Source organism: Paraburkholderia sp. GAS32 (assembly GCF_050434225.1).
Classification (GTDB): Bacteria; Pseudomonadota; Gammaproteobacteria; order Burkholderiales; family Burkholderiaceae; genus Paraburkholderia; species Paraburkholderia madseniana.
Window position 1 is genome coordinate 336361 of the sequence record NZ_JBNPVS010000002.1, and the last position, 25474, is coordinate 361834.

General features: G+C 62.6%; 18 protein-coding genes. 14 read left to right on the plus strand and 4 right to left on the minus strand.

The window, feature by feature from the left end; genetic code table 11:
* Window positions 1–174 precede the first annotated feature (174 nt).
* Window positions 175–1965 (plus strand): LuxR C-terminal-related transcriptional regulator, encoded by a 1791-nt coding sequence (locus P3T25_RS03530; protein WP_171926053.1) that lies wholly within the window; start codon window positions 175–177, stop codon window positions 1963–1965.
* On the opposite strand, the gene P3T25_RS03535 is transcribed toward P3T25_RS03530, so the two are convergent.
* Window positions 1962–4928: an ATP-binding protein gene (locus P3T25_RS03535; protein ID WP_429357497.1), complete on the minus strand. Its 2967-nt coding sequence runs from the start codon at window positions 4926–4928 to the stop codon at window positions 1962–1964. The two genes, P3T25_RS03530 and P3T25_RS03535, sit on opposite strands and share 4 nt — an antisense overlap.
* 311 nt (window positions 4929–5239) lie before the next feature.
* On the opposite strand from P3T25_RS03535, the gene P3T25_RS03540 reads away from it, so the two are divergent.
* From P3T25_RS03540 to P3T25_RS03570, 7 genes are all read left to right on the plus strand, one after another.
* Window positions 5240–8353, plus strand: coding sequence for an ATP-binding protein (locus tag P3T25_RS03540; protein WP_429357498.1), 3114 nt, complete (start codon window positions 5240–5242; stop codon window positions 8351–8353).
* A gap of 302 nt (window positions 8354–8655) precedes the next feature.
* Window positions 8656–10365, plus strand: coding sequence for a thiamine pyrophosphate-dependent enzyme (locus P3T25_RS03545; protein ID WP_266236770.1), 1710 nt, complete (start codon window positions 8656–8658; stop codon window positions 10363–10365).
* Between the two features lie 238 nt (window positions 10366–10603).
* On the plus strand, window positions 10604–11503 hold the full coding sequence (locus P3T25_RS03550; RefSeq protein ID WP_154559784.1) for a LysR family transcriptional regulator: 900 nt from the start codon (window positions 10604–10606) through the stop codon (window positions 11501–11503).
* 140 nt (window positions 11504–11643) lie between these two features.
* Complete coding sequence (locus tag P3T25_RS03555) at window positions 11644–12318, plus strand: histidine phosphatase family protein (RefSeq protein WP_429357499.1); 675 nt, start codon at window positions 11644–11646, stop codon at window positions 12316–12318.
* Between the two features lie 22 nt (window positions 12319–12340).
* The gene (locus P3T25_RS03560) at window positions 12341–13360 is read left to right on the plus strand and encodes a phosphotransferase (RefSeq protein ID WP_429357500.1); all 1020 of its coding nucleotides are present in this window, start codon (window positions 12341–12343) and stop codon (window positions 13358–13360) included.
* 42 nt (window positions 13361–13402) lie between these two features.
* Entirely contained in the window at window positions 13403–14167 is a 765-nt protein-coding gene (locus P3T25_RS03565) for an SDR family oxidoreductase (RefSeq protein ID WP_266236764.1), read from the plus strand.
* A 79-nt stretch (window positions 14168–14246) separates the two neighbouring features.
* On the plus strand, window positions 14247–15491 hold the full coding sequence (locus tag P3T25_RS03570; protein ID WP_429357501.1) for an acyl-CoA dehydrogenase family protein: 1245 nt from the start codon (window positions 14247–14249) through the stop codon (window positions 15489–15491).
* A 51-nt stretch (window positions 15492–15542) separates the two neighbouring features.
* Here the strand turns inward: P3T25_RS03570 and P3T25_RS03575 are convergent, their stop codons facing one another.
* Complete coding sequence (locus P3T25_RS03575) at window positions 15543–16817, minus strand: MFS transporter (RefSeq protein WP_429357502.1); 1275 nt, start codon at window positions 16815–16817, stop codon at window positions 15543–15545.
* A gap of 51 nt (window positions 16818–16868) precedes the next feature.
* A complete protein-coding gene (poxB, locus tag P3T25_RS03580) occupies window positions 16869–18590 on the minus strand; it encodes a ubiquinone-dependent pyruvate dehydrogenase (RefSeq protein WP_429357503.1) in 1722 nt (573 codons plus the stop codon).
* 474 nt (window positions 18591–19064) lie between these two features.
* Here poxB and P3T25_RS03585 point away from each other — a divergent pair, with 474 nt between their 5' ends.
* The 6 genes from P3T25_RS03585 to P3T25_RS03610 all read left to right on the plus strand — a co-directional run bounded on the left by P3T25_RS03585 (window position 19065) and on the right by P3T25_RS03610 (window position 24922).
* Window positions 19065–19691 carry a hydrolase gene (locus P3T25_RS03585; protein WP_266236756.1) on the plus strand — a complete coding sequence of 209 codons (627 nt, stop codon included), beginning with the start codon at window positions 19065–19067 and terminating at the stop codon, window positions 19689–19691.
* A gap of 91 nt (window positions 19692–19782) precedes the next feature.
* Window positions 19783–21660: an amidohydrolase gene (locus tag P3T25_RS03590; protein ID WP_266236754.1), complete on the plus strand. Its 1878-nt coding sequence runs from the start codon at window positions 19783–19785 to the stop codon at window positions 21658–21660.
* A gap of 13 nt (window positions 21661–21673) precedes the next feature.
* Complete coding sequence (locus P3T25_RS03595) at window positions 21674–22072, plus strand: DoxX family protein (RefSeq protein WP_154559793.1); 399 nt, start codon at window positions 21674–21676, stop codon at window positions 22070–22072.
* A 45-nt stretch (window positions 22073–22117) separates the two neighbouring features.
* Window positions 22118–22354, plus strand: coding sequence for a DUF1427 family protein (locus P3T25_RS03600; protein ID WP_154559794.1), 237 nt, complete (start codon window positions 22118–22120; stop codon window positions 22352–22354).
* A gap of 157 nt (window positions 22355–22511) precedes the next feature.
* Entirely contained in the window at window positions 22512–23456 is a 945-nt protein-coding gene (locus tag P3T25_RS03605) for a VOC family protein (protein WP_154559795.1), read from the plus strand.
* Window positions 23453–24922 (plus strand): alginate export family protein, encoded by a 1470-nt coding sequence (locus tag P3T25_RS03610; protein WP_429357504.1) that lies wholly within the window; start codon window positions 23453–23455, stop codon window positions 24920–24922. Before P3T25_RS03605 ends, P3T25_RS03610 begins: the two co-directional genes overlap by 4 nt.
* Before the next feature lie 48 nt (window positions 24923–24970).
* Here the strand turns inward: P3T25_RS03610 and P3T25_RS03615 are convergent, their stop codons facing one another.
* The gene (locus P3T25_RS03615) at window positions 24971–25363 is read right to left on the minus strand and encodes a DUF3331 domain-containing protein (protein WP_429357505.1); all 393 of its coding nucleotides are present in this window, start codon (window positions 25361–25363) and stop codon (window positions 24971–24973) included.
* Between the last annotated feature and the right edge of the window lie 111 nt (window positions 25364–25474).

A 25474-nucleotide genomic window follows, 5' to 3' on the forward strand; every position in this document is an offset into this window, starting at 1 on the left:
ATCCCGGTATTGATCGCTTTCGTTTCGGTTTCAGTCCGTGCAATACCGGACAACAACCCATCCTTTACCGAAAAAGAACCGAATCATCACGCTTTTCCGGACGGTCATCTCTAGTCTGGACGGTACTGCGTTCGTCCAGCGATTGTGACGAGCGGGTGTCCGACGGAGCGAGGAATGAACGAGGCATTTGTCTGCGAAATTCATCAGGAAGCGGGGCATCTTCAACCCCGCGCGGTGCCGCCGCGGGGGCAGTCCGACGCCCTTGTGACGCGGGCGCTTCATGTCGTGCCGCCTGGGCCGGTGTATGCCGACGAAGTTCAGTCCGAAGTTCAGTCATTGGCGCGCGTCGGCCGGGAACGGCCTGCGGTAAGTGCAGCGCGCATCCATCCGGATCTTGCGCGCGCGTGGCAGATGGTGATCCGCGGCGAGGCCGCCGAGGCGCTGCTGAGCGCGCAGCGGATTGAAGGGCAGGTCGGTCCGCTAACGGGCCCGGTTGCGGTTACTGTGCGTTGCGAGATCGCGGCCGTGCGGGCCGCGGCGCTCCTGCTGCAGGACGACGCGGGAGCCGCATTGGCCGCTGCGCTTTCCGCGCTGCGGCTCGGCACCGCAACGCCCACCGCGCATGTCGCGCTGACGGTGTGCCGCTGCGCTTACTTGCGCCTGGGCGACCCCGAGAGTTTCTACGCGGTGGAACGCCGCGCGCCGGACGGGCAGCCGGGCCGGCTGCGCGCGATCACCGCGATGCTCGACCTTGCGCTTGATGCCGCGGTCGAATTCGCTCAGATGCATTTCAATGCCGCGCGCTTGCTGGCCGACGACGCGCTCGATGTCGTGCGCCGTTTCGGGGCCGGTCCGGCGGCAATCGACGCGCTGCCCGCCTGCGTGATGGCGCAGGTGCTGTACGAGGAGGGCCGCGTCGACGAGAGCGAGGCGCTGGTCGCGGCGCGGCTGCCGGGCATCCGGCAGGGCGGTGCGATCGAAGGCGCGGTGCGCGCTTACGGACTGCTTGCCCGCATCGCCGCGAACCGGCGGCAACCGGGACAGGCGCTCCTGCTGCTGGCCGAGGCGGACGCGCTTGGGATGAAGCGCAACTGGCCGCGGCTGCGCGCCGCCAGCCTCGCGCAGCAGGTCGAGCTGCACGTGGCCGCGGATCGCATCGACCAGGCGGCGCTCTGCGCACAACGGCTCGCCATGCTGGCCGGGCAATGCGGCGCGGCGAGCAGCAGCGCGCGCTTCGAGATCGCGCGCTACCACGTACTCGCGCAGGCACGGCTTGCGCTCGCACAGGCGCATTCACAAGCATGCGCTCAGACGCTCTCCCAGGCATCCGCTCTGGCGTTCCCTCAGGCACCCATCGAGGTATCCGCCGCGGTCGATCTCGCAGCGCTGCGGCAGCTCCATTGCGATACCGTCCTGAGGCGCGATCGATACGGCGCGGTGACGATCGCGCTGTTGCTGATCGAAGCGTTGCTGGTCGCCGGTCTGCGCGATGAAGCGGTCGAGGCGCTCGTCACGCTGCTGAAGCAGGCGGCTTCGGCGGGACTGCAGCAGACGCTCGTCGACTGCAGCGAGCGCGTGGCGAAACTGATCGACGGGATGGTGCGCGGGTCGATCGTGCCCGCCGGGGATGTCCGCGAGCTGCTTCCCTACGCAGCCGCCTTGATGTCGCGACGCCGGCGGGGCGCCGCCCATGCGCAACCGGAGTGCGATACGGCGCGGGACATCGCACGGTCCGTGGCCGCCATGGGTCTCAGCGAGCGTGAACGCGTGATCATCGGACTGATGGGGCGTGGGCTGACCAACAAGCAGATTGCGATCCGGCTGTGCATCGCGCCCGAGACGGTGAAGTCGCACGCCAAGCATCTGTACACGAAGCTGTCGGTGAGGAACCGGATCGAAGCGGTGACGCTGGCGAGCCGTCTGGGTCTCGTCCGGTTATCCGGATGCGGGCACGCCGGCGACTAGCCCGCTTCGAATGTTTCGCGCAGACGATGGCCCGACGGCAGCTTTGCCGCGAGCGCGTCTTTCATCGTCCGGCCAAGTGCTGCGTGGTAGTCGGCCGATTGCGTGTCGCCGGCCAACTCGCAGGCGCGGGCAGCCGTGCGATGGATGCGCCAGTCCGCGAGCGGCGTCTGGTAACCCCGCGTCGCGTCGAGCGCATGCTGCACGCAGCGCAACGCATGGGTTGCGTCATGCTGTTCGCACGCGACCCGCGCGCGCATCTCCCACGCGAAGCCCTGCCACGTGCGTTCTTCGATCGAGGTCGCCAGTTTGACGAGACGGTCGGCATGCGTGATCGCTGCGTCGAGATCGCGCTCCTCGAGTGCGACGCCCGCGAGCCCCCATTCGAGCGGCAGACGCCAGTACCAGTCGAAGATCACCGGCAGCGCGTCCATTCGTTGCATCACCTGTGTGAGCGCGTCGCGTGCGGCGCGCGTATCGCTGAGGCCGAGCTGTGCGAGCCCGGTCAGCAGCAGGCAGAGCCGGTATTCGGCCGGCAGGATCGATTTGCCGCTGCCCGGCTCGGGCGACTTGCCGGCCAGCACCTGCGTGCAGGCTAGCAGCATCGCGTCGAAATCCATCGCGTGGAATTGCACCCAGCAGCGATAGAGCGTGAGCGTGTCCGCGCCGTACGGGTTGCCGTTGTGCGCGAACATCGCGATTGCCTTGTCGAACTCGCGCTGCGCGCGGCCGAATTCGCCGAGATAGAGCTGCGTCCACGGCACACCCAGATGGACCATCCAGGTCGCGCGTGCCATGTTGAACTCGGGGCGGTTTTCGTCGTTCTCGACGAGGAAACGGTAGCTTTTGAGGATGGTGTCCTGGGCTTCCTGGTAGCGCGACGACACGAGCAAGACCATCGAGTATTCGCACAGCGACCAGGCGGTCGTGTAGGGATCGTCACCGGCGCGCAGGGGGACGAGCGCGGCCTCGCACCGCACGATGTCTTCGGCGCACCAGCCGCGCACCCACATCCGCCATACGTAGCAACTGATGCGGGTGCGGGCCTGCTGCTGCGGGTTGGTCTGCCGGTCGCTGAGCGCGAGTGCTTCGTCGATGATCTGGCTGCAGCGCAACTGGTCGCGCCAGCTATACGTGTACGCGAGGCTCATCAGCGCGCGGCTCTGGATATCGATCAGGCCGTGCTGCGCGGCACGCTCCGCGAGCTGCTCGCAGGTTTCCCGCGCGCGGGAGTCGTCGGCCGCCGCGAAGATCGAAGCACGGCCTTCGAGGAATTCCGTTTCCGCCGCCGCGCGGGCTTCACTGGGCAGGTTGGCCGCGAACATCAGCGCGCGGTCGAGGACCGCGAGCGCGTCGTTGTAGGCGAGACGTTTCTTCGCCGTCTGGATCGCAATGCGCAGATAGCCGAGCGCACGTTCCCAACGTTTCGCGGCGGCGAAGTGCTGGGCGAGTTCGGCGGCGACCCCGCCGCGCTCCTCGGGTGCGAACAGCGCCTCGAGCGCCTCGGCGACGCGCAGATGAGAGCGGACGGTGCGCAGCGGTCCCTGCCGCTCGTAGAAGGTCTGCCGGTACATCGTGTGGCGAAACACATAGGTGCTCGCGGCGAACCCGTCCTCGAGCGCAGACGTCGGCTCGCGCCGGATAAAGCTTTCCTGACGGCAGAGCGCCTCGCAGATATCCTCGAAATGCTCGTGGCTCAAGGCGGCGGCCGGCGCCGCAGTGGTCACGCTAAACGCGAGGCCGGCGACGCTCGCGCCTTCGAGCGCGCGTTGCTGGTCGTCGGTCAGCCGCTGGATGCGATGCTCGATGACCTGGTTCAACGTGAGCGGCACTTCCAGCCGCACTTCCGAGGGCGACAGATGCAGCTTCCAGCCCTCGGGCGTCGATTGCGCGATGCCTTGTTCGACCAGGTGATCGAGCGTCGCGACCATGAACAGCGGGTTACCCCCGGAGCGCTCGCGCACGAGCTGAGCGAAGCCGTTCGCGCTGTCGAGCCGGGCGTCGCGCGGGCCGCCCGTCAGATATTCGGCGATGGCGCCTTCGGTCAAGGGTTCCAGGACGATGTCGTGACACAGCTTCTGCACCCCCAGATCGCGGTTCAGCCGGCACAACGGGTGTTGCGCGAGTTCGGCGTCTTCCGGGCGGTACGTGGCGATCACCATCAGACGTGCGCCGCTGCGATGGCGGGCAAGCGCGGACAGCATGTCGACCGTCGAATAGTCGGACCAATGCAGGTCTTCGAACACCAGCGCGAGCGGCCGCTCAAGCGAGAGCGCTTCGAGGAATTCGCAGATCTCTCTCAACATGCGCCCGCTCGCCGCGCCGATCACCTGATGCTGCAGCTCGGCGCGGTATTGCTGCGGCACCGATCCCAGCATCTGGAGCGCCCAGGTCGGTGCGATCGACACGAGCGTGCGGGTGATCATCGGGCCCGCTTCGCTGCGGGTCAACTGGGTCAGCGCGTCGAGCACCGGGTAGTAAGGCTCGATGCCGCCGTAGCCTTCGACGCAGCGCCCGAGCGACGTCAACACCGTGGCATCGCCATCGAGCGAGTCCAGGAACCGATTGACGAGCGTCGTCTTGCCGATGCCTGGTTCGCCCGCCACGAACACGATGCGCGATGCACCATGACGTGCCTCGTCGAACAGCGTCTTCAAGCGGTTCAGTTGCTGCTTGCGGCCGACGAATCCGCCATGGCTGCGCTGGTCCGCCTCGCGCGGACCAGTGCTGGAACTGGCGGAGAGCGGCGCAATGAAGCAATAGCCGCGGCCGCGATGGGTTTCGATAAAGCTTGGACGTGCGGGATCGTCGCCGAGCGCCGTGCGGATGGTCAGCATGTGGGCCTTCAGCACTTCGGGCTGGACATGCACGTTCTGCCAGAGCGCATCGAGGAATTCCTCGTGGGTGATGAGCCGCCCGGCGTGGTTGATCAGGTATTGCAGCATGTCGTAGGCGCGCGGCGCCAACGTGAGCCTCCGGCTCGTGCCGTCGGGCGCACATTGCCAGACACATCGATTCACTCGATCCAGCCGAAAGGGTGGGAAATCGATCACCTAGGTTCTCCGATGGCGCTGCAACCCGACTTGGTTGCCGCGATTTTATACTGCACCTGTCGGTCATGCTGAGTGAAGCATTCCATTACACAATCAGGACCGGAAAATCACCCTTCCGGATTTCGAACACCTTACCCTGACGGGAAATGTGTGCGTTTCGCCCTGGCAGGCGGGCGCGTTTGTTCTTCAGAGGGTTGGCTAAAGGCATGAGGAGCAAGGTTGGCATGAAGGCTCATTCGAGCAGGTTATCGTCGATCAGTTTCGAAGGCTTTCGTCTGGATACGACGAACGAATGTCTTTGGCGGCTGGCTTCTTCCGGCACGACACCCGAGCGGATCGACCTGACGCGCAAGACCTTCGGCGTGTTGCGGTTTCTGATCGAGAATCGCGGTGCGCTGATTACCCATGACGCGCTGCTCGAAGCCGTGTGGCCCGACGTGCACGTGCAGCCCGAAGTCGTGAAGAGCCACATACAGACGATCCGGACACGGCTCGGCGATAGCGCGCAGCGCCCTCGCTACATCGAAACGCTGCGCGGACGCGGCTATCGTTTCGTCGCGCCGGTCGAGATCCCTGCAACGGAACTTGCGCCAGCCGTAAGCGAGGAGAGCTTCGGCCGCTTTGCCGGACGCACGAGCGAACTGCGGCAACTGTGTGCCGCAATGGACCAGGCCCGATGCGGAAACGCTCAGATCGTGGTGGTTGCAGGTGAACCGGGCATCGGCAAGACAGCGTTGCTCAGGCGGTTCGTTGCCGCCCAACGGTCCGGACCTGAGGATGCGTGGGTTGCCGAAGGGCATTGTGTCGAGGGCTATGGGGGCGCGGAGCCGTTTTATCCGGTTCTGCAGGCGCTCGGCCAACTTTGCCAGGGAACCGGCGGCAGCGAAGTCGTGACAGCGCTGGTGACGCTGGCGCCCACGTGGGCATGGCAGCTCCCGGGTCAGGTGGCGAGTCAGGTGCGCGAGTCCCTGCATCGGCAGCTTCCTCACGCGTCGCGCGAACGCATGCTGCGGGAGATCCGAGCCTTGCTGAGCTTTCTGACGCAGATGCAGACGCAAACGCAGCCGCTGCTTCTGATATTCGAAGATCTTCATTGGGCCGACTACTCAACCATCGATTTTCTGGCGGCACTCGCGCGCCAGCCAGGCGCGTTGCGTCTGATGGTCGTTGTCACTTACCGGCCGGACGAAGCGGCGCTGGCCGAACACCCCATCGAGCAACTGCACCACGAGCTTTCGCTGAGAGGCTTATGCCGGGAGCTGGCGCTGGGTCCATTGCCTCGCGATGCGGTGGTTGCGTGGCTGACAGACCGCGATCACATCGACCCTGCCGAGGAAGAGCTGTCCTATCTCATCGCGCAACGTTGCGGCGGCAATCCACTGTTTATGCGGGCGACCCTTGCCGATCTCGTGGAGCGCAACATGCTCCGCAAGACGGCGACGGGCTGGCGGCCGCTGGCGCCTCTTGCGACGATCGGCGCGGCAGCGCCACACACGATAACCCGGGCGCTCGAAGGTAGAATCCGGCGCCTCGGTGCCGACGAACGGAATGTGCTTGAAGCCGCTAGCGTGGCAGGGCTCTGCTTTTCATCGGCGACCGTGGCCGAGGCCGCGGGTCTGTCAACGGAGCAGTTCGACGATATCTGCGAGGCGCTGGCACGCACTCAACGCTTCATTCAACGTTGCGGGGTGAAGCGCTTACCCGATGGGGGAGCGGCGGCGATGTTCTGTTTCGACCATGCGCTCATTCGTCACGCGTTCTATGGACGTCAAGGGCTGACTCGCCGCTCCCGTTTGCATCGGCAAATCGCGGAACGGCTCGAGGCGATCTACGCTCGCGATCAGCGAGCGGAGGTGGCATACGAGCTCGGACATCATTTCGCCGACGCGAGAGACTGGCTCAAGGCGATTGACTATCTACGCATGGCGCTGCAAACCGCAAAGGTTCGCTTTGCGTATCGCGAGGCGCAGTCGATTCTCGACTTTGCCGCTTCGCTCACCACCAGGTTGCCGGCTGATTTGCGTCCACTGAAAAGCTTTGAGTTTGCCGAGGCGCGCGCGTCGCTTTACGCTGCCGCGCATGATCCGCGCGCCGAGGCCGCCTGGATCGAACTGGAGGAGCAGGCACGCACGATTGGCCGGCTCGATGCGCAATTGCGCGCCATGCTCGGCCTGGCCTACGTCTTTAGCTGGAGCGACAGGCAACGTTGCATCGAGGTGCTGAACGTTGCGCTGGCGCTCAGCGCATCGCATCCCGACCTGCGTGTCAGTGCGCTGGTACGCGTGAGCGCCTACGTACGCCGTATCTGGACCGACGGCTGGTCGCATGCCGATCTGATTGAGTGCGAGACGGCGATGCGTGCGCTGCGCGAGACGGGGGATCCCTTGCTGATCGCCCGGGCGAATATGGAACACAGCATGCTGTGCATCATTTCCACCCGCTATCGCGAAGCGCTCGGCACGGTGCGGGCGAATTACCAGATCCTCTTTGAGCATGCGGTGGAACATCCGGGCTTCGACCTCGCGCGGGCGACGTGGATGGTCCGGCTGGGTACTGCGTGGGCTTATCTCTTCCTTGGAGAGTTGGGGCGGTCGATGGAATCGTTCGACCAGGGTATGGCTTCGTTTCACGAGAACGGCGACTATTTTGCGGCCCGCACACTCGAGGTCTATCGGGGTTGGTTGCTCGTGCACACGATGGACTACGAGTCAGTCATTGAAATGTACGAACGCTTCGTGCCGGCTTCAAACTCGTCCGATCGAGTGGTCGAAGCCGACTCCGGCGCGCTGCTTCCCGTGCAACACCGTGCGTGCATCGTGCTCGCGGGCCTCGCGTATATTGGATTGGAGGACGGCGTACGCGCCTCGGTGCTGTTTGCTGAAGCGCAACGGCAACTGGACGCTGCACCCATCATGTTCGACTGGTACTGGCGACTGGCAATCGAATGGGGTACCGCCGAGGCCGCGATGATGGCGGGCGACCATCGCACCGCGCGATCGCGCGGGGAGGCGTTCCTCAAGCTCGCCCTCGCCACCGAAGACCGGACGTGGCAGGCCCTCGCCTGGGAAGTCGTCGCGCGAGAGGCGCTCGCGAGTGGCGATGCGGTCATTGCACGCGAGCACATCAACGCCGCGTTCGCGGCTACGGAAGGCTTCGAAACCCCGCTGGCGGACTGGCGGCTTCACCGCACGGCGGCGGCGATTCACGAGGCCTGCGGCGACGCCGAACAGGCGGATGTGCAACAGCGCCATTTCATGTCGACGCTCGAGCGCCTGTCGAATTCCTTGCCGCGTGGCGCTCAGATCGGCCGGCGTCTGCTCGCTCTTTCAACAAGCTGACACATGCTTCAAACGTGGGACATGAGGCATGAGGTATTAGCCATGAGGTATTAGCCATGAGACATGAGACATGAGACATGAGACATGAGACATGAGACATGAGACATGAGACATGAGACATGGGGGAGCCGTCATGGCGCCAATCCCCCCGCAGGGTGATATCGGCCGACAAGGAGTCGATGCAAGATAAGTGAATCCTCCCACCGATGGAATCAGCGCGACCCGCAGTGACAAACTCCGGTCCCGCGGTTCATACCGGCAGCGGATCATTTCATGCATGGAGCACTTTCAGGAGAGCCGGGATGAGTAAAAAAGTTGCCGAAATCATTGTGGATACGCTCGCCTCGGCGGGCGTCAAGCATTGCTACGGGATCGTGGGCGACACGCTGAATCTTATTGCTCATCACATCAACGAGAGCGACATCGAGTGGGTCCATGTGCGCCATGAGGAGGCGGGGGCGTTCGCCGCCGAAGCCGAGGCCATGTTGACCGGCAACCTCACGGCCGTGGCGGGAAGCTGCGGCCCTGGCAGCCTTCACTTCATCAATGGCCTCGTGGACGCCAACCGCAATCGGGCGCCGGTCATCCTGATTGCAACCCAGGTCGCGAGCGAGGAACTCGGCTTCAACTTTCCGCAGGAAGTCGACTTCAAGGCGATCTACGGATCGTGCAGCGTGTTCTGCGACATGATCATTACGCCCGAGCAGGCGCGACGCAAAACCGTGATTGCCTGTCAGACCGCCATTGCAAAAGGTGGCGTCGCCGTGCTGATCGTTCCGGTTGACATCGCCCACGCGGATGCCAGCGATAACGTCCCATATTCGGTCCACACGAATGTGCCGGTGGTCCGGCCGAGTGACGCAGACCTCGACCGTGTGGCTGACATCCTCAATTCGGGCGAGAAGATTGCGATCTACGGCGGTTCCGGATGCCGTGGCGCGCACGCCGAAATCATGGCGGTTGCCGAGCGGCTCAAGGCACCCATTGCGCACACGTCCCGCGCAAAAGACGCGCTGGAACATGACAACCCGTACAACGTCGGCATGACCGGCATTATCGGCGGCGAAGCAGGCTATCTGGCGGTATCCGAATGCGAGACCTTGCTGCTGCTGGGCGCCGACTTCGCGTGGCGGCAGTTCTATCCGGAGAAGGCCAGAATCGTTCAGATCGACATGGCGCCCGACCATCTCGGCCGTCGGCATCCGGTCACGCTTGGGTTGGTTGGCGATATCAAGGCCACGATGGAGGCGTTGCTGCCGCGCCTTGAACCGCGTACGTCGACCGAGTTCCGCGACAAGCTCGTCGAGCGGCATGCACGCGCAGTGGAAACTCACCGGTCGAAGGCCGTTGCGTCCAACCGCGGAACGATTCCGCCCATCTACCTGACCGAGTTGATCAACCGGTACGCAGCGAGCGATGCACTCTTCTGCGCCGACGATGGGACGCCCACGGTCTGGCTTTACCGGCATATCGACACGAACGGAAAACGCCGGGTGTTTTCGAGTCTGCTCCACGGCACGATGGCGGCGGCCCTGCCGATGTCGATGGGCCTGCAGAAGTGCCAGCCTGGACGCCAGGTGATCTCCATGTCCGGCGACGGCGGTCTCGCCATGCTGTTCGGTGAACTCATGACGCTCGTGCAGGAGAAGCTGCCCGTCAAGGTGGTGGTGTTCGACAACGGCAAGCTGGGATTTATCGACATCGAGCAGAAGTCCGAAGGCATGCTCCCGCTCTATACGGGCCTGCAAAACCCGGACTTCGGCAAGGTCGCCGAGGCGATCGGCTTGTGGGGGCGCACGGTGTCGAAAGCCGATGAACTCGAAGAGGCCGTCATCGCATGGTTGAACGAGCCCGGCCCGGCGCTTCTGAACGTCAAGGTCGACACGATGACACTCGTGATGCCGCCGAAGATCGAGTGGGGCGCTGCGTACGGCATGGTTTTGTATTCAGCGAAAGCCATGCTGCAGGGGCAGTCCGCAGATGTGTTCGCCATGATCCGCGAAAATTTATAGGACTTGCTGGAGCAGAGGGGCGGTGGGCGAGTTGATCACCGCCTTTGCGATCGCGCTGAACCGAAGGATCAGCGTGCGCGAAGCGTCCTCATGCCCCTGTTTGGCTGTCTCGCCATGGCAGGAGTAGACTCGCCGGGGTTGCTCCGTGATACCACGCCGATCGTCGCCTTGCGCCGACAAGTGCGCGTGAACAGGAGGAGTCGAAAATACAGTTCGAGTGGCGTCGGGGAATTTGAAAATGCGTCTGTCAAAGGTTGATCTGAATCTCTTCGTTGTCTTCGAAGCCGTCTACAGAACACGAAACCTGACGCGCGCAGCGGAGATGCTGTTCATCACCCAGCCTGCTGTCAGCAATGCGTTGGCGCGGATGCGCAAAACATTCGACGATCAGCTGTTTGTGAGTACGTCGGCCGGCATGATGCCGACTCCCGTTTCGGAAAACATCATCGGCCAGGTTCGCGAGGCACTGCAACTGCTCGACTCGAGTACTCACGTCGGAGGACGCTTTGACCCCGCCTCGTCCGAGCGTACGTTCCGGCTCAGCATGACCGACCTCACGGAGGCGCTCCTTCTGCCCGCGCTGGAGGAGGTGCTGCAGCGACTGGCGCCCGGCATTCGTATCGAGAGCTACTTCACGACGCGTAAGGACGTTCCGGAAGCGCTAGCCAGCGGTGCGGTCAATCTCGCAATCGACGCCCCGCTGATTGACGATCCCTACCTCGAACAGGAGCCGCTGGGCCGCGACCGGTATGCATGCATGCTGCGTCACGACCATCCGTTTACGAAGAAGAAGCTGACGATCGACGACTACCTCAGCTTCGGCCATATCCACGTATCCAGCCGCCCCCAGGGATCGGGTCTCGTCGATGCGGAACTGACCAAGCTAGGCGTCAGGCGATCGATTCAGACGCGGGTTCAACACTATCTGGTCGCCCCGTTGATCGCGATGCGAACCGATCTCGTCCTCACGGCCCCCCTCGTGCTCCTCAAGCGCTATGACGCGCGAATCCTGGCGCTGCCGTTCGATCTTCCGGATCTCCAGTCTCATGGCTACTGGCATCGAAGCGTGACCGGGGACCCGGCTCATCGTTGGCTGCGCGAGCAGGTTGGCCGGCTCATGCTGGAAATGAACCAGTAGCTCGGACCCACGGGGCATGTGGCACATTCGGGGCATACATGCCCGGTGTCACGAGAATTTATAGCCGACTATCACAACAATCAATTTCCTGAATGATACGGCGCTGGGTATTCTGCTAGCCATGTTGAAGCGAGGCTGGCATGGCAGAACTCTATCTTGTACGGCATGGTCAGGCGTCTTTCGGCGCTGAAAACTATGACGAGCTATCCCCCTCCGGTCGTACCCAATCAAGTTGGCTCGGCGAGTACTTCGCGCAGGCGGATTTGCGGTTCGATCGCGTTGTCATTGGCACGATGCAGCGACATCGGCAAACCGCCGACGCCATTCTCGCCGCCATGGGCGGCCCGCAAATCGAGCTCGCGCAAGACGCTGGTCTGAACGAATACGATTTCGAGGCATTGTTCGCGGCCGTCGGCGATGAGGGCTTGCCGTCAGGTTTGTCGGCCACCACTTCAAAAAAGGACTTCTACAAAGGGCTTCGACACGTGCTGCAGCTCTGGGCCGATGACCGCTTGCCGGGCCGAGTTCCAGAGACATGGCAGCAATTCCAGACGCGTGTCCAGCGTGCGCGCAGCGATATCCAGCGGGCTGGCGGCAGGCGCGTTCTGGTGGTGAGTTCGGGTGGTCCGATCGCAGTCACTGCCCAGCAGGTTCTGCAGACACCCGCCGCGACCGCGATTGCACTGAACCTGCAGATTCGAAACAGCAGCGTTTGCCAATATGTCTTTAACGACAACGCGATGTCGCTGGTCAGTTTCAATTCAGTGCCGCATCTCGAACATGCCGAGAGGCGTGAATTTGTCACCTACGGCTGACCTCAATCCGGATTCCTGCTAGATGAACTACCCCAGCCTCCAATTCGACATCGAAAATCTCACACGTTATCTGACGGCGCACGTGCCCGGGTTTCAAGGGCCGTTGTCCGTCGAGAAATTTTCCGGCGGACAATCCAATCCGACGTTTCTCCTGAAGGCCCAAAGTGGAAGCTACGTGCTGAGGCGTCAACCTCCCGGCGACCTGCTCAAGGCGGCTCATGCGGTTGATCGTGAATTTCGCGTGATATCGGCGCTTGGCCAGACACCGGTCCCTGTCGCCCGTGCTTATCACCTCTGCGAGGACCGTGACGTCGTCGGTAGCCTGTTTTACGTCATGAGCTACGAAGACGGGCGAATCTTCTGGAACCCGGCGCTGCCCGACGTACCCGTCGAAGAGCGCGGCGCTATCTACGACGCACTGCTCGGCACAATGGCCGCTCTCCACGACGTGGATATCGACGAAGCCGGATTGTCCGACTACGGCCGCCCGGGCAACTATTTCGAGCGTCAGATCGACGTCTGGACCAGGCAATATCGCGCTGCGCAGACCGATACATTGGAGGCAATGGAGTCGCTGATCGAATGGCTGCCTGCGCACTGTCCGGCGGAAACGGGAAAGCCTTCGCTCGTGCACGGCGATTTCCGTATCGACAACATCATCTTCATGCGCGATGCGCCTCAAGTCCGTGCCGTTCTCGATTGGGAACTCTCCACGCTTGGCAATCCGCTGGCTGACATCGCGTACTTCTGCATGTGTTTGCGGCTTCCGCCCGGCAGCCATATCGCCGGACTCGCAGGCCTGAATCGAGGCGCGTTGGGCGTGCCGGACGAGGCGTCGATTGTTGAGCGATATTGCGCGCTCCGGGGAATTTCGTCGATTGAGAACTGGAATTTTTACCTGGCGTTCAGCTTCTTCCGGCTCGCCGCTATCGCACAGGGCGTGAAGAAGCGGGCCTTGAGCGGCAACGCATCGAATGAAAAAGCGCGGCAGGTGGGGGAGATGGCCGGGGCGCTTGCGAAGATGGGCATTGACCTGATCTGAAGACAGGCAGGAAATCGGAACGTAGAAATAGGGAGACTGATTGTGGCTACGAATTTGTTTGACCTGAAAGGAAAGATTGCTCTGGTGACGGGCGCGAGCCGGGGCATCGGTGAGGAGATCGCGAAACTGCTCGCCGAGCAGGGCGCCCACGTGATTGTGTCGAGCCGCAAGCTGGAAGATTGTGAATCCGTTGCAAGCGAGATCAAAGAAGCGGGCGGGAGCGCCGAAGCGTACCCGTGCCACGTCGGGCGTATCGAGGACATTCTCGCGATCTTCCAGCATATTCGGGCACGGCATGGCCGTCTGGACATTCTCGTCAACAACGCGGCGACCAATCCGTATTTTGGCCACATTCTCGATACCGATCTGTCGTCCTTCGAAAAGACAGTGGAAGTCAATCTGCGCGGTTACTTCTTCATGTCCGTCGAGGCGGGCAAGTTGATGCGGGAGAACGGCGGTGGTGCGATCGTCAACACGGCTTCGGTCAATGCCTTGCAGCCTGGCGACAGGCAGGGCATCTACTCGATCACCAAGGCCGCCGTTGTCAACATGACGCGGGCCTTCGCGAAGGAGTGCGGGCCGTTGGGGATTCGGGTGAATGCGCTGCTCCCCGGACTGACCAAAACCCGCTTTGCAGGGGCGCTGTTCGCAGATCAGGCCACGTACGAGAGCTGGGTGTCGCAGATTCCGCTGCGACGCCATGCGGAACCTCGAGAGATGGCGGGTACCGTGCTGTACCTGGTGTCCGACGCTGCGAGCTATACCAATGGAGAGTGTGTCGTCGTCGACGGTGGACTGACGATCTAGTCACGTGGTCGAGGCACGGTATTGACCGCGCGGTTTGCCGATGCATCGACTCCAGTAATCAGATTATGGAAGAGTAAAAATGGACTTTGCATACAGCCCGAAAGTCGAAGCGCTGCGCACCCAGGTGCGTGCGTTCATGGACACGCACATCGTTCCGCGCATCCGGCAATGGCACGATGAAGTGAGTGCCGGTCAATATCCGGTTTCCTTTATGGAGACCTTGAAGGACAAGGCGCGTGAAGAGGGTCTCTGGAACCTGTTCCTGCCGCATCTGCGCGATGACGAGCCCGGTACCTGCCTGTCCAATCTCGAGTACGCGCCTCTCGCTGAGATCATGGGGCGGGTGTCGTGGGCGTCCGAGGTGTTCAACTGCAATGCGCCGGACACGGGCAATATGGAACTGCTCCATATGTTTGCCACGCCCGCTCAGCGCGAGAAGTGGCTCAAGCCCCTTCTCGACGGCAAGATCCGTTCGGCGTTCGCGATGACGGAACCGGCGGTGGCCTCTTCGGACGCGACCAATATCACCACGTCGATTCGTCGTGACGGGGACGACTATGTCATCGACGGCCGCAAGTGGTTCATCACGAATGCAGCCCATCCGAATTGCCAGATCTTCATCGTGATGGGCAAAACGGATCCGGACGCGCCGAGCCACAGTCAGCAGAGCATGATTCTCGTGCCTCGCGATACACCCGGCGTCAAGGTGATCCGCAATATCCCGGTGGTCAATCACGTGGCGCCGGAAGGCCACTGCGAGATCGAGTTCAAAGGCGTGCGCGTGCCGCGATCGAATCTCCTCGGTGAAGAGGGCAGCGGCTTTGCATTGGCGCAGGCGCGTCTTGGGCCGGGACGGATTCACCACTGCATGCGCTCGATCGGCGCCGCGGAACTGGCGCTCGAGTTGATGGTGGAGCGGGCCCAGGCGCGCACGGCATTCGGCAAGACGCTGTTCGAACACGGGACAGTCGCCGAGTGGATCGCGAAGTCCAGAATCGAAATCGATCAGGCGAGGCTGTTCGTTCTCAAGGCCGCGTGGATGATCGACAACGTGGGTGCGAAGGATGCGCGCAAGGAGATCTCGATGATCAAGGCGCTCGTGCCGAGTGTTCACACCGCCGTTTGCGAGCGGGCGATGCAGGTGTTCGGCGCGATGGGGTTGAGCCCCGACACGCCATTGGCCGATAGCTGGACGTGGGGCCGCGCATTGCGCTTCGCGGATGGCCCAGACGAGGTTCACCTGCAGAGCATTGCACGGATGGAACTTAAGGCGCAGCCCTATGCGCCGGGGAAGGATAATCCTTACCTGACGCCGTCGGTGTAACGGATAGCGCCAGGTTCAAGGCTCGATCTTGCTGAAGAACCTGGCCCGTCCTCATGCGTTCGCGCGTCCGCGCGGTCCGGTCTCGCGCATGAATATAGCGAGCAGCATGGCCAGCACGATGCCACCGAGCAGCCACGAACCGGCTGCCCGGAACGTAGACAGGTTCATTGTGCCGCCGTTCGCATGATGGGCGAGCAGCTTGCCGTACACCGGCGTGAGCAACGCGCTGAACGTGAACACCAGGAAATTGATCGCGCCGCTGGCGCTGCCTTTCACGTTGTCGGGATTGACTTCCTTGATCACCGTGTAGGGCAGCATCGCCGCACCGGAGCCGATGCCGAGCAGCAGGCCGAGCACGTAAGGCGGCGCCACGCCGGCCGGCAGATAGAAAATGCCAGTGGCCGACACAAGCATCAGCAGCGCGCCGCCGATCAACACCGGCTTGCGGCGGCCCAGACGGTCGGACAGGTAGCCTAGCAGCGGGCAGCCGATTACCCAGCCTAGCGGCACCATGCTCGCGCGATTGACGGCCTCTCCATAGCTGACGTCGAGACCGTTGTGCAGGAATGGAATGCCCCAGATCATGTCGCCAATCGTAGTCGGCAGGAACAGCAGGCCGGCGCAGAAACCGCAAAGGTAGGACTGCGGATTCGTGAGCACCTGCTTGTACGGCGCGAACATCTTCATCCACGAGCCCTGGCTGGCCGGGCTGTCGTCATGGCCTGCCGGCGTCACGAATAGCACCAGTACCGCGATCACAAAGATCACGAGGCCGGACAGCCACCAGAACTGCTGCCATGTGATGAGGCCGTGAATGAGCGGCGCAACGGCGAACTGACCCGCGGATCCGCCCAGCATGCCGAAGCATTGAGTGAACCCTACCGCCGTCGCAAGAGAGCGGGGAGGAAAGCCGTGCGTGGCGAGATACACCGCGCCGATAAAGCCACACGCCGAACCCGCGCCTTGCAGCAGGCGGCCGACCTGCGCGGCCTCCACGCTGCCCAGGCCGAACAGGACCGCCCCCACAGCAACGAGAACGATGCCGGCCGGAATGACCGCCTTGCCGCCGAGCCGATCGAGTAGTGCACCGCAAAGGATCGAGAACAGCGCATAGGTGTAGTAGTACAGGCCGACGAGCGCGCCCACGCCCAGTGCATCGCGCGCGAATGCCGCGCTCAACTCGGGCACCATCACGCCCGGCGCGGAACGCAGCATGTACTGCATGAAGTAGAACGCGGCACAGAAAAGCCAGGCGATGACGAAACCCATGTGGATGGGTTCGCGCTCGGATGGAGCTTCTACAGTGCCGATGATTTTGCTGGACATGGTTCGATTCCCATTGCGTGGATAACGGTCCCTATACGCTTGCGGACTGCACTACCGGAACAGATTGACCTTTGCGAGGTCGATGAGCTGCTGGCCTCGACCGTCCATGACGGCGCGAAGCATGAACAGCCCGAAGTGGTAAGCATGGTCGGCGGTGGTCGTGGGAGGCATCACGAGCTCCTGACGTGCGCTTACTACGTCGACGAGCGCCGGACCCGGATGGGCGAACGCTTCGCTTAGCGCGCCTTCCAGCTCTGCAGGGTGCTCGACGCGTATGCCTTTGATTCCGATCGCGTTGGCCATCGCAGCGAAGTTCGGATTTTTCAGGTCGCAGCCCGTATCGACGAAGCCACTGGCCTTCATCTCCATTTCCACGAAGCCCAGCGTTCCGTTGTTGAGCACGACGACTTTGACCGGCAAGCCTGCCTGAATCAGCGTGAGAAATTCACCCATCATCATGGTGAAGCCGCCGTCGCCCGACATTGAGATCACCTGCCGGTCCCTGAAAGCGGCCTGCGCGCCGATCGAGTGCAGGAGCGAGTTGGCCATCGAGCCATGATTGAACGAACCGACCAGTCGCCGTTTGCCGTTCATCTTCAGATATCGGGCTGTCCATGCGATGGGGGTGCCGACGTCGCAGGAGAAGATGGCATCCTCGTTGGCGAGTTCGCTGACGAGCCGGGTCACGTATTGCGGATGAATGATGCTGCTGCCCGGTTCCTGCTCAGCCAGCGAATCCAGATTCGCGCGCGCCTTGCGATAGTCGTCGAGCGCACGATTCAGGAAGCTGCTGTCCGTATTCTCCCGAATCATTGGAAGAAGTTCGCTGAGCGTATCCTTGACCGTTCCCAATACGCCAAGCTTGATCGGGCATCGATTGCCGAGGGCTTCTGCCCTTGTATCGACTTGCGCGATCGTCACCCCCTCCGGATAGAACTGTCGATAAGGAAAGTCGGTGCCTAACATCAGGAGCATGTCGCAGCTCTTCATCGCGGAGTACCCGGAGGAGAACCCGACAAGACCTGTCATTCCCACATCGAACGGGTTGTCGTATTCGATGTACTCCTTTCCTCGCAGCGAGTGCACGATCGGCGCTTGCAACTTGCGGGCGAGCTCTACGACTTCCGCGTGCGAATCCTTGCAACCCGCTCCACACAGCAACGTCACGCGCGACGACTGGTTCAACAGAAGGGCGAGTTCCGCGATGTCGGCGTCCGCCGGGCGAATCATTGGAGCGGACGGTGCGCTCCAGTTCGGCACAGGTTTTGTGAGCGGCCCAAGTGCCACGTTGCCAGGTATGACGACAACAGCGACGCCTTTACGCGCAACGGCCGTCCGGATCGCACGGCCCAGAATTTGCGGCAGCTGGTCGGGGTGGGTGACGAGTTCGACGTAGTGACTACATTCCTTGAACAGCACTTCGGGATGGGTCGACTGAAAATAGTCGATGCCGATTTCCGAACTTGGAATGTGCGCGGCGATAGCGAGAACAGGAACGCCGCTGCGTTGGCAGTCGAACAAGCCGTTGATCAGGTGCAGGTTCCCCGGGCCGCAGCTCCCGCAACAGACTGCGAGTTGCCCCGTGAGATGCGCTTCGGCGCCGGCGGCGAAAGCCGCGCTTTCCTCATGCCGCATGTGAACCCATTCAATGGAACCTTCCCGGCGCAGGGAATCCGTGAAGCCATTCAGCGAATCTCCCACCACGCCGAACACACGCTTCACACCCGCATTGACCAGTGCACCAACCATGTAGTCGGCAGCTATCGTTGCCATTTCACATCTCCATAGATTAAGAATTTGCGGCCCATCGGATGCTTATCGGGGAGGCAAAAGAAGCGCATTCCGCGTGAGTGCGTCGTCCTTTGGCGCAGGACGAATGAAGACCTGTTCGCCATGCGATGTGTCCGATAGTAGTTGGCCGGTCTTAAGGCGACCATTACATAAATCTGGAACATCGTGGCGAGGCAATTCGTGCTCCGCGTCGGTCGAGCAATGAGGTCAGGCATCCGAACTTGTCGTGGACCACCGCGCTACATAAATATGTAATGTCCCGGCAAGGTGCGAAGTTATACCTTGTCGTCGTGCCATTGCGGCATCGTGAAACTCACGCTCAAGCTTCGCCGGGAAGCCGCTCGCATCCGCCTTGCCGATGCAACATCGACTCGACCCATCCACTAACCGGACGCTGACACGGTGGCCTTCGTGCAACCGTGCGGGTCCTCGCATTCTCGTAAATTGGAGCTACTCATGGCCCATGAATTGTTGACGCCCGACACGTGCGCGCTCGCGCTTATCGACCATCAGCCGCAGATGTTCTTCGGCACGCACTCGCACGAGCGCACCACCATCCTTCACAACATTCAGATCCTCGCGAAGACCGCGAAGCTCTTCAAGGTGCCGACTGTTCTGACGACGGTCGCCGCCGATACCTTCAGTGGCCAACTGCTGCCGGAAGTGCAGTCGGTGTTTCCGCAGATCAAACCGATCGACCGCACGTCTATGAATTCGTGGGAAGACAAGGGCTTTCGCGACGCGATCAAGGCGACGGGCCGCAAGAAGATCGTGATCGCGGGCCTGTGGACGGAAGTGTGCGTCGCTTTCCCGACCGTGCAGATGCTCGCCGAGGGCTTCGAAATCTACGTGCCGACGGACGCCTGCGGCGACATCACCGGGGAAGCCCATGAGCGTGCCGTGCAGCGCGTCATCCAGGCGGGCGCGGTGCCGCTAACCTCGGTGCAGTTCATGTGCGAACTGCAACGTGACTGGGCGCGCGGCGAAACGTACGAAGGCTGCATGGAGATTTTCAAGGCGCATACCTCGTATGGCATCGGCGTGCGCTACGCGAAGCAAATTCTTGGCGGGCACGCGAGCTAGGCGGACTGATTGCCTCTCGCCATTTTTTCACGCGCGACGCGTTTGTCGTCGCGCGTGAAACGCGTCTGACCAAACATCACGGAGAGCGACGATGACCGCATCGATTCAGCCCAGCCGCATTGCGGACCTGGTGATCTATAACGGCAAGATTGCGACGCAGGACGACAAGCGTTCGTTCGTGACGGCGCTCGCCATCGCGAAGGGCGAGATCGTTGCGAGCGGCAGCGACCACGACATGATGCAATGGGCGAACGAGTCCACGCGCCGCATCGATCTGAAGGGACGCGCGGTCGTTCCCGGTCTCAACGATTCGCATCTTCACATCATTCGCGGCGGTTTGAATTTCAATCTCGAACTGCGCTGGGATGGTGTGCCCTCGCTGCGCGACGCGCTCGAGATGCTGCGCGCGCAGGTTGCGCGCACGCCCGCGCCGCAATGGGTGCGTGTTATCGGCGGATGGAACGAATTCCAGTTCGCGGAGAAGCGGGGCCCGACGCTTGAAGAGATCAACGCGATCGCGCCAGATACGCCCGTCTTCATCCTGCATCTCTACGACAACGCGCTACTGAACGCTGCCGCGCTGCGTGCGGTCGGCTATGACCGTGATACGCCGAATCCGCCGGGCGGCGAGATCCAGCACGACCGCCGCGGCAATCCGACCGGCATGCTGATTGCGCGTCCGAACGCGGGCTTGCTGTACGCGACGCTCGCAAAAGGGCCGAAGCTGCCGTTCGACGACCAGTTGAATTCGTCGCGTCAGTTCATGCGCGAACTCAACCGCCTTGGCGTGACGAGCGCGATCGACGCAGGTGGTGGCTACCAGTCTTATCCCGACGACTACGCCGTCATCATGGAACTCGCGAAGCGTAACGAGCTGACCGTGCGAATCGCGTACAACCTGTTCACGCAGAACGCGAAAAAGGAAATCGAAGATTTCGCGAGGTGGGTCAAGGTCACCAAACCGGGTGACGGCGACGATTTCCTGAAGATGAACGGCGCAGGCGAGATGCTCGTGTTCTCCGGCGCGGACTTCGAAGATTTTCTGGAGCCGCGTCCGGACCTGCCGGACGTGATGGAAAGCGAACTCGAAGCCGTCGTGCGGCTGCTCGTGCAAAATCGCTGGCCGTTCCGGCTGCACGCAACTTACGACGAATCGATCGAACGTTTCCTCAACGTCTTCGAGCGTGTCAACCAGGATACGCCGTTCGGCGGCCTGCGCTGGTTTTTCGACCACTGCGAAACGATTTCGGCGCGCAACATCGACCGCATTGCCGCACTGGGCGGCGGCATCGCCGTCCAGCACCGGATGGCGTATCAGGGCGAATACTTCATTTCCCGCTATGGCGCCGAAGCCGCCGCGCATACGCCGCCTGTGCGCAAGATGCTCGCGGCCGGGCTGCCGGTCGGCGCGGGGACGGACGCGACGCGCGTCGCGAGCTTCAATCCGTTCGTTTCGCTGTACTGGCTTGTTTCGGGGCGCACGGTGGGCGGCACGCTGATGTACGCCGCGCAGGACCGGCTGGATCGCATGGAGGCACTGCGCCGCTATACGGTGGGTAGCGCATGGTTCTCGAATGAAGAGACGAAGAAGGGCGCGCTCGTGCCTGGCCAGCTTGCCGATTTCGTGGTGCTGAGCGACGACTATTTCACGATGGAAGAAGACGGCATCAGGCATCTGAGCTCGGTGCTGACGGCGGTCAATGGGCGGATTGTCTACGCGGCCGAAGAGTTCGAAACGTTCGACCCGCCGGCGCTGCCCGTTAGCCCCACGTGGTCGCCCGTCGCGGAGTACGGCGGCTATGCGCGCTATCGTCCCGCGGCGCCGCTCGTGCAGTCGTGCAACGACGCGTGCGTGAACCTGTGCGGCGTGCATCGTCACGCGCATGCGTGGGCATGGCGCAGCAATGTGCCCGCTGGCGACGCGAACGCGTTCTGGGGCGCGCTCGGCTGCAGTTGTTTCGCGTTCTAGGAGCAGGCAGGCGATGAAGCGTTTTCTCACTCCCGATGTGGCGCTGCTGTTTCTGCGCGTCACCGCGAGCGTGCTCGTGCTGCTCGTGCATGGACTGCCGAAGGCAATCCACTACGCGAGTCAGTTCGAGGCGATCGAAGACCCGTTGCATCTCGGCAAGACGCTGACGCTAGGCTGCGCGATCTTCGCGGAGGTCGTGTGCCCGCTGCTGATGATCGCGGGCATCGCGACGCGGCTTGCCGCGCTGCCGATCATGCTCGTCTGCGTGGTCGCGCTGAGCCTCGTGCATCGCGAATGGACGCTGGCCCAGGCGCAATTCGCGTGGATGCTGCTGATCATGTTCGGAACCATCGCGATCGGCGGTGCGGGACGCTACCGGATTGCGCTGCGGCCCCAGTCCGGGCAGCGGTAAGCCTGAGCGCACGGCGCGTTTGCCGCGGCGCGTGAGGAGTGAACCATGTCATATCTGATTGCATTGGGTGCGGGCCTCGTGGTCGGCCTGCTGTATTTCCTTGTGCGCGTGCAATCGCCCGCGCCTCCGCTGATTGCGCTTGCGGGGTTGCTTGGCATTGTGATTGGCGAGCATGCGATTCCGTTCGTGCAGGCGCGCATACGCACGCCCGATGCGCAAACGCAAGGTGCACCGCCTGTCGCCAGCACCAAGCCGACTCCGCTATGCAACGAGGATCGATAGGCGCGGCAGGCGGCGCACAACCGGATGTTGCGCACGCTGCCGCTCGTCGCGTTGTGCGTGCTCGCTGTGCTGGTGCGCAGGACGGGCACGCCAAAGGTCGGAATCTGATTGTGCCGCACAACGCTGCGGCATCCCTTACCAGCCAGGAGTGTTTTTTATGAGTACCGTCAAGACGGTTCGAGTGTTGCGGGCCGCTGTCGTTTCGATTGTGTCTGTCACGGCGCTCGGCATGGCGCTGAGCGGCTCGCCGGCTTTCGCCGAGGCCGATCATCAGAACATAGGCAAGAGCCTGCCGGTCGTGTCGGTCGGTCCGCAATACGATACGACGCATGTTTATGTGGCGAGCCAGGACATCGACGCGTTCGTCGACAGTTTTATCGCGACGTTCGGCGGCACCGCTTCGCCGCGCGCCGTGTTCACGGTCACGCCGACGCCGAGCAAGACCGCTTCGCAATACGTGCGCACGCCTGTCGGCATGCTGTCGGTGTTTGCATTCCAGACGCCGATACCGTATCCGTTCGGCAGCGAGCGCACGGGCTATCTCGTCACCGACATGGACAAGGCCGTTCGTGCCGCGCACGCTGCGGGCGCGGACGTGATCGTGGATACGTTCGACGATCCGATCGGCAAGGACGCGGTAATCCAGTGGCCGGGCGGCCTGAACATGCAACTGTATTGGCATACGAAGGCGCCTTCGTATGATCCGCTGGAGACGGTCCCCGACAATCGCGTCTATGCGTCCGCGCAATCCGCGGATAACTTCATCAAGCGCTTTGTACGCTTTTCGCACGGCAAGGTCGTGTCCGACAACCGTCACGCGGACGGTGGCGAAATCGGCCGGCCCGGCGAGACGATCCGGCGCGTACGCATCACGTCCGGCTTCGGCACCATGCTCGTGTTCGTGACCGACGGCAAGCTGCCTTATCCGTTCGGCCGCGAAGTCACCGGCTATCTGGTCGCCGATCTCGACGCGACGCTCGCGAAGGCGCAGGGCGTCGGCGTGAAGGTGTTGTCGCCGGCGAACAGGACAGTTGAAGGGCGTACGGCGATGGTCGAGTTTCCCGGCGGCTACGTCGCCGAGATTCACGAGCTGGCGAAATGATGCAGCGTCGCTCACTGAGGCACGCGGCGTCGAAGGCGGCTGCCTGCGCCGTGCTCGCGGTGTGCGGATGGGCAGAGGGCGTGAACGCGTTCGCCGCCGATAACGCAGCGGATGCGGTTGCAGGCGTGGCCGCTGCGCCTCAATGCACCGCGAAGCGGCCGTCGGCGCTATCGTTCAACCGCTGGCAGGAAGACTGGTCGGCGCTGGCCAATCCGTGCGTGCCGCGCGAGCCGTTCGATGCGCTCAAGTACATCTCGCCCGGCAGCGATCCGTCGACCTATCTGTCGCTCGGCGCGACTCTGCGTGAACGCTTCGAACTGAACAACGCGCCACTCTTCGGGCTCGGCGCCGCGCGGCCCGACAGCTACGTCATCCAGCGCGCCGAAGTGCATGCCGATGCGCGCATCGGCATGCATGTGCAGGCGTTTTTCCAACTCGAGGATGCCCGGCCCTTCGGCAAGGATGCTGTTTCGCCCGTCGACAAGAATCCGCTCGACATCGAGCAGGCGTTCGTCGCGCTCGTCTATGGCGTAGGCAGCGGCACGTTCAAGGCGCGCGTCGGCCGGCAGGAGATGGCGTTCGACTTGCAGCGGTTCGTCTCGGTGCGCGACGGGCCGAACGTGCGTCAGGCGTTCGATGCGCTGTGGGCCGACTATGAAATCGACAAGTGGCGCTTCATCGGCTATATGACGCAGCCCGTGCAGAATCGCGACGTCACGGCCTTCGACGACGTGTCGAACCGGCATCTCACGTTCAGTGGTGTGCGCGTGGAACGTGCGAACACGGGGCCAGGCGATCTGTCAGCGTACTGGTCGCGCTACAACCGCGACAACGCACGCTTTCTCGATGCGGCAGGCACCGAGCATCGCGATGTATTCGACGTGCGTTATGCGGGCAAGGTCACGCCGTTCGATTGGGATGTCGAATCGATGGTGCAGACGGGGCACGTCGGCAAGGACACCATCGGCGCGTGGGCATTCGGGTTGCTGGGCGGCTATACGCTCGCAACGGTGGCGGGCTCGCCGCGGTTCGGTTTGCAGATCGACGGCGCATCGGGCGACCGGCATCCGGGCGATGGACGCGTCGAAACCTTCAATCCGTTGTTTCCGAACGGCTACTATTTCACGCTGGCGGGCTACACCGGCTACAGCAACCTGATTCACGTGAAGCCGTCGATCACCCTCAAGGTATCGCCGAAGCTCACGTTACTGACGGCACTCGGTTTCCAGTGGCGCGCGACGACGGGCGATGCGATCTACGGTCAGGGGATGGCCGTGGTGCCCGGCACGGCGGGAAAGGGAACCCGCTGGACGGGCATGTATGCGCAGATTCGCGCCGACTGGCTCGTCAGCCCGAACGTCGCGCTCGCGCTGGAAGCGGTGCATTTCGAAGTCGGCGATTCGATCCGTGCGCTAGGGGCGCGCAACGCGGACTATGTGGGCGTCGAAGCGAAGTTCGGATGGTGACCGATGACAGGAGCGGGCCCGCTCAACGCTTCGACTGGATCTGAACCGTCAGAAGCCTTCTTCCAGAGAGACGGCTTCGAGGACCGTGGCCAGAATCATCGCTTCGATGTTTCGGGGTGCGGGTTGAACCCGCTTGGGTCGATAGACTGCGTTGCCTCTTGTAATGGCCAGGCCACTCAGGGCGCAAACCCCGGCTTTCTTCGCAACACAGCGCCGCCAATGCTGTTCGCCGTAGCAGCAGGACGTCGCGTCGCTCCACGCGAGCGTTGCCGAGGTCCGCCCGCTGCGCTCCAGCACCCGGATGACGCATTTGCGGAAGTCGCTTTCGCTGCCGTGCGGGCGGAAGCAACTGGACACAACAGGCGCCTGTGTTTCGCTTTCGTTCGATAGGAGCGCCATTGTTGACTGCCACGTTCTGTCCGTTTCAAAGGGAGCTTGCATGATGCGGTTCCTCGATTCTCGTTAGAGCTAACCCTCGACCTTGACTGGATGATAGGTAGCAGACTGGCGGGCCGCTATTACATGATTGTGGGGGGCGTTCCTCATTCGCCC

Coding starts and splice junctions, on each gene's coding strand:
- P3T25_RS03530 (WP_171926053.1), top strand. CDS start 175: ATGAACGAGGCATTTGTCTGCGAAATTCATCAGGAAGCGGGGCATCTT.
- P3T25_RS03540 (WP_429357498.1), top strand. CDS start 5,240: ATGAAGGCTCATTCGAGCAGGTTATCGTCGATCAGTTTCGAAGGCTTT.
- P3T25_RS03545 (WP_266236770.1), top strand. CDS start 8,656: ATGAGTAAAAAAGTTGCCGAAATCATTGTGGATACGCTCGCCTCGGCG.
- P3T25_RS03550 (WP_154559784.1), top strand. CDS start 10,604: ATGCGTCTGTCAAAGGTTGATCTGAATCTCTTCGTTGTCTTCGAAGCC.
- P3T25_RS03555 (WP_429357499.1), top strand. CDS start 11,644: ATGGCAGAACTCTATCTTGTACGGCATGGTCAGGCGTCTTTCGGCGCT.
- P3T25_RS03560 (WP_429357500.1), top strand. CDS start 12,341: ATGAACTACCCCAGCCTCCAATTCGACATCGAAAATCTCACACGTTAT.
- P3T25_RS03570 (WP_429357501.1), top strand. CDS start 14,247: ATGGACTTTGCATACAGCCCGAAAGTCGAAGCGCTGCGCACCCAGGTG.
- P3T25_RS03575 (WP_429357502.1), bottom strand. CDS start 16,817: ATGTCCAGCAAAATCATCGGCACTGTAGAAGCTCCATCCGAGCGCGAA.
- poxB (WP_429357503.1), bottom strand. CDS start 18,590: ATGGCAACGATAGCTGCCGACTACATGGTTGGTGCACTGGTCAATGCG.
- P3T25_RS03585 (WP_266236756.1), top strand. CDS start 19,065: ATGGCCCATGAATTGTTGACGCCCGACACGTGCGCGCTCGCGCTTATC.
- P3T25_RS03590 (WP_266236754.1), top strand. CDS start 19,783: ATGACCGCATCGATTCAGCCCAGCCGCATTGCGGACCTGGTGATCTAT.
- P3T25_RS03595 (WP_154559793.1), top strand. CDS start 21,674: ATGAAGCGTTTTCTCACTCCCGATGTGGCGCTGCTGTTTCTGCGCGTC.
- P3T25_RS03600 (WP_154559794.1), top strand. CDS start 22,118: ATGTCATATCTGATTGCATTGGGTGCGGGCCTCGTGGTCGGCCTGCTG.
- P3T25_RS03605 (WP_154559795.1), top strand. CDS start 22,512: ATGAGTACCGTCAAGACGGTTCGAGTGTTGCGGGCCGCTGTCGTTTCG.
- P3T25_RS03610 (WP_429357504.1), top strand. CDS start 23,453: ATGATGCAGCGTCGCTCACTGAGGCACGCGGCGTCGAAGGCGGCTGCC.
- P3T25_RS03615 (WP_429357505.1), bottom strand. CDS start 25,363: ATGCAAGCTCCCTTTGAAACGGACAGAACGTGGCAGTCAACAATGGCG.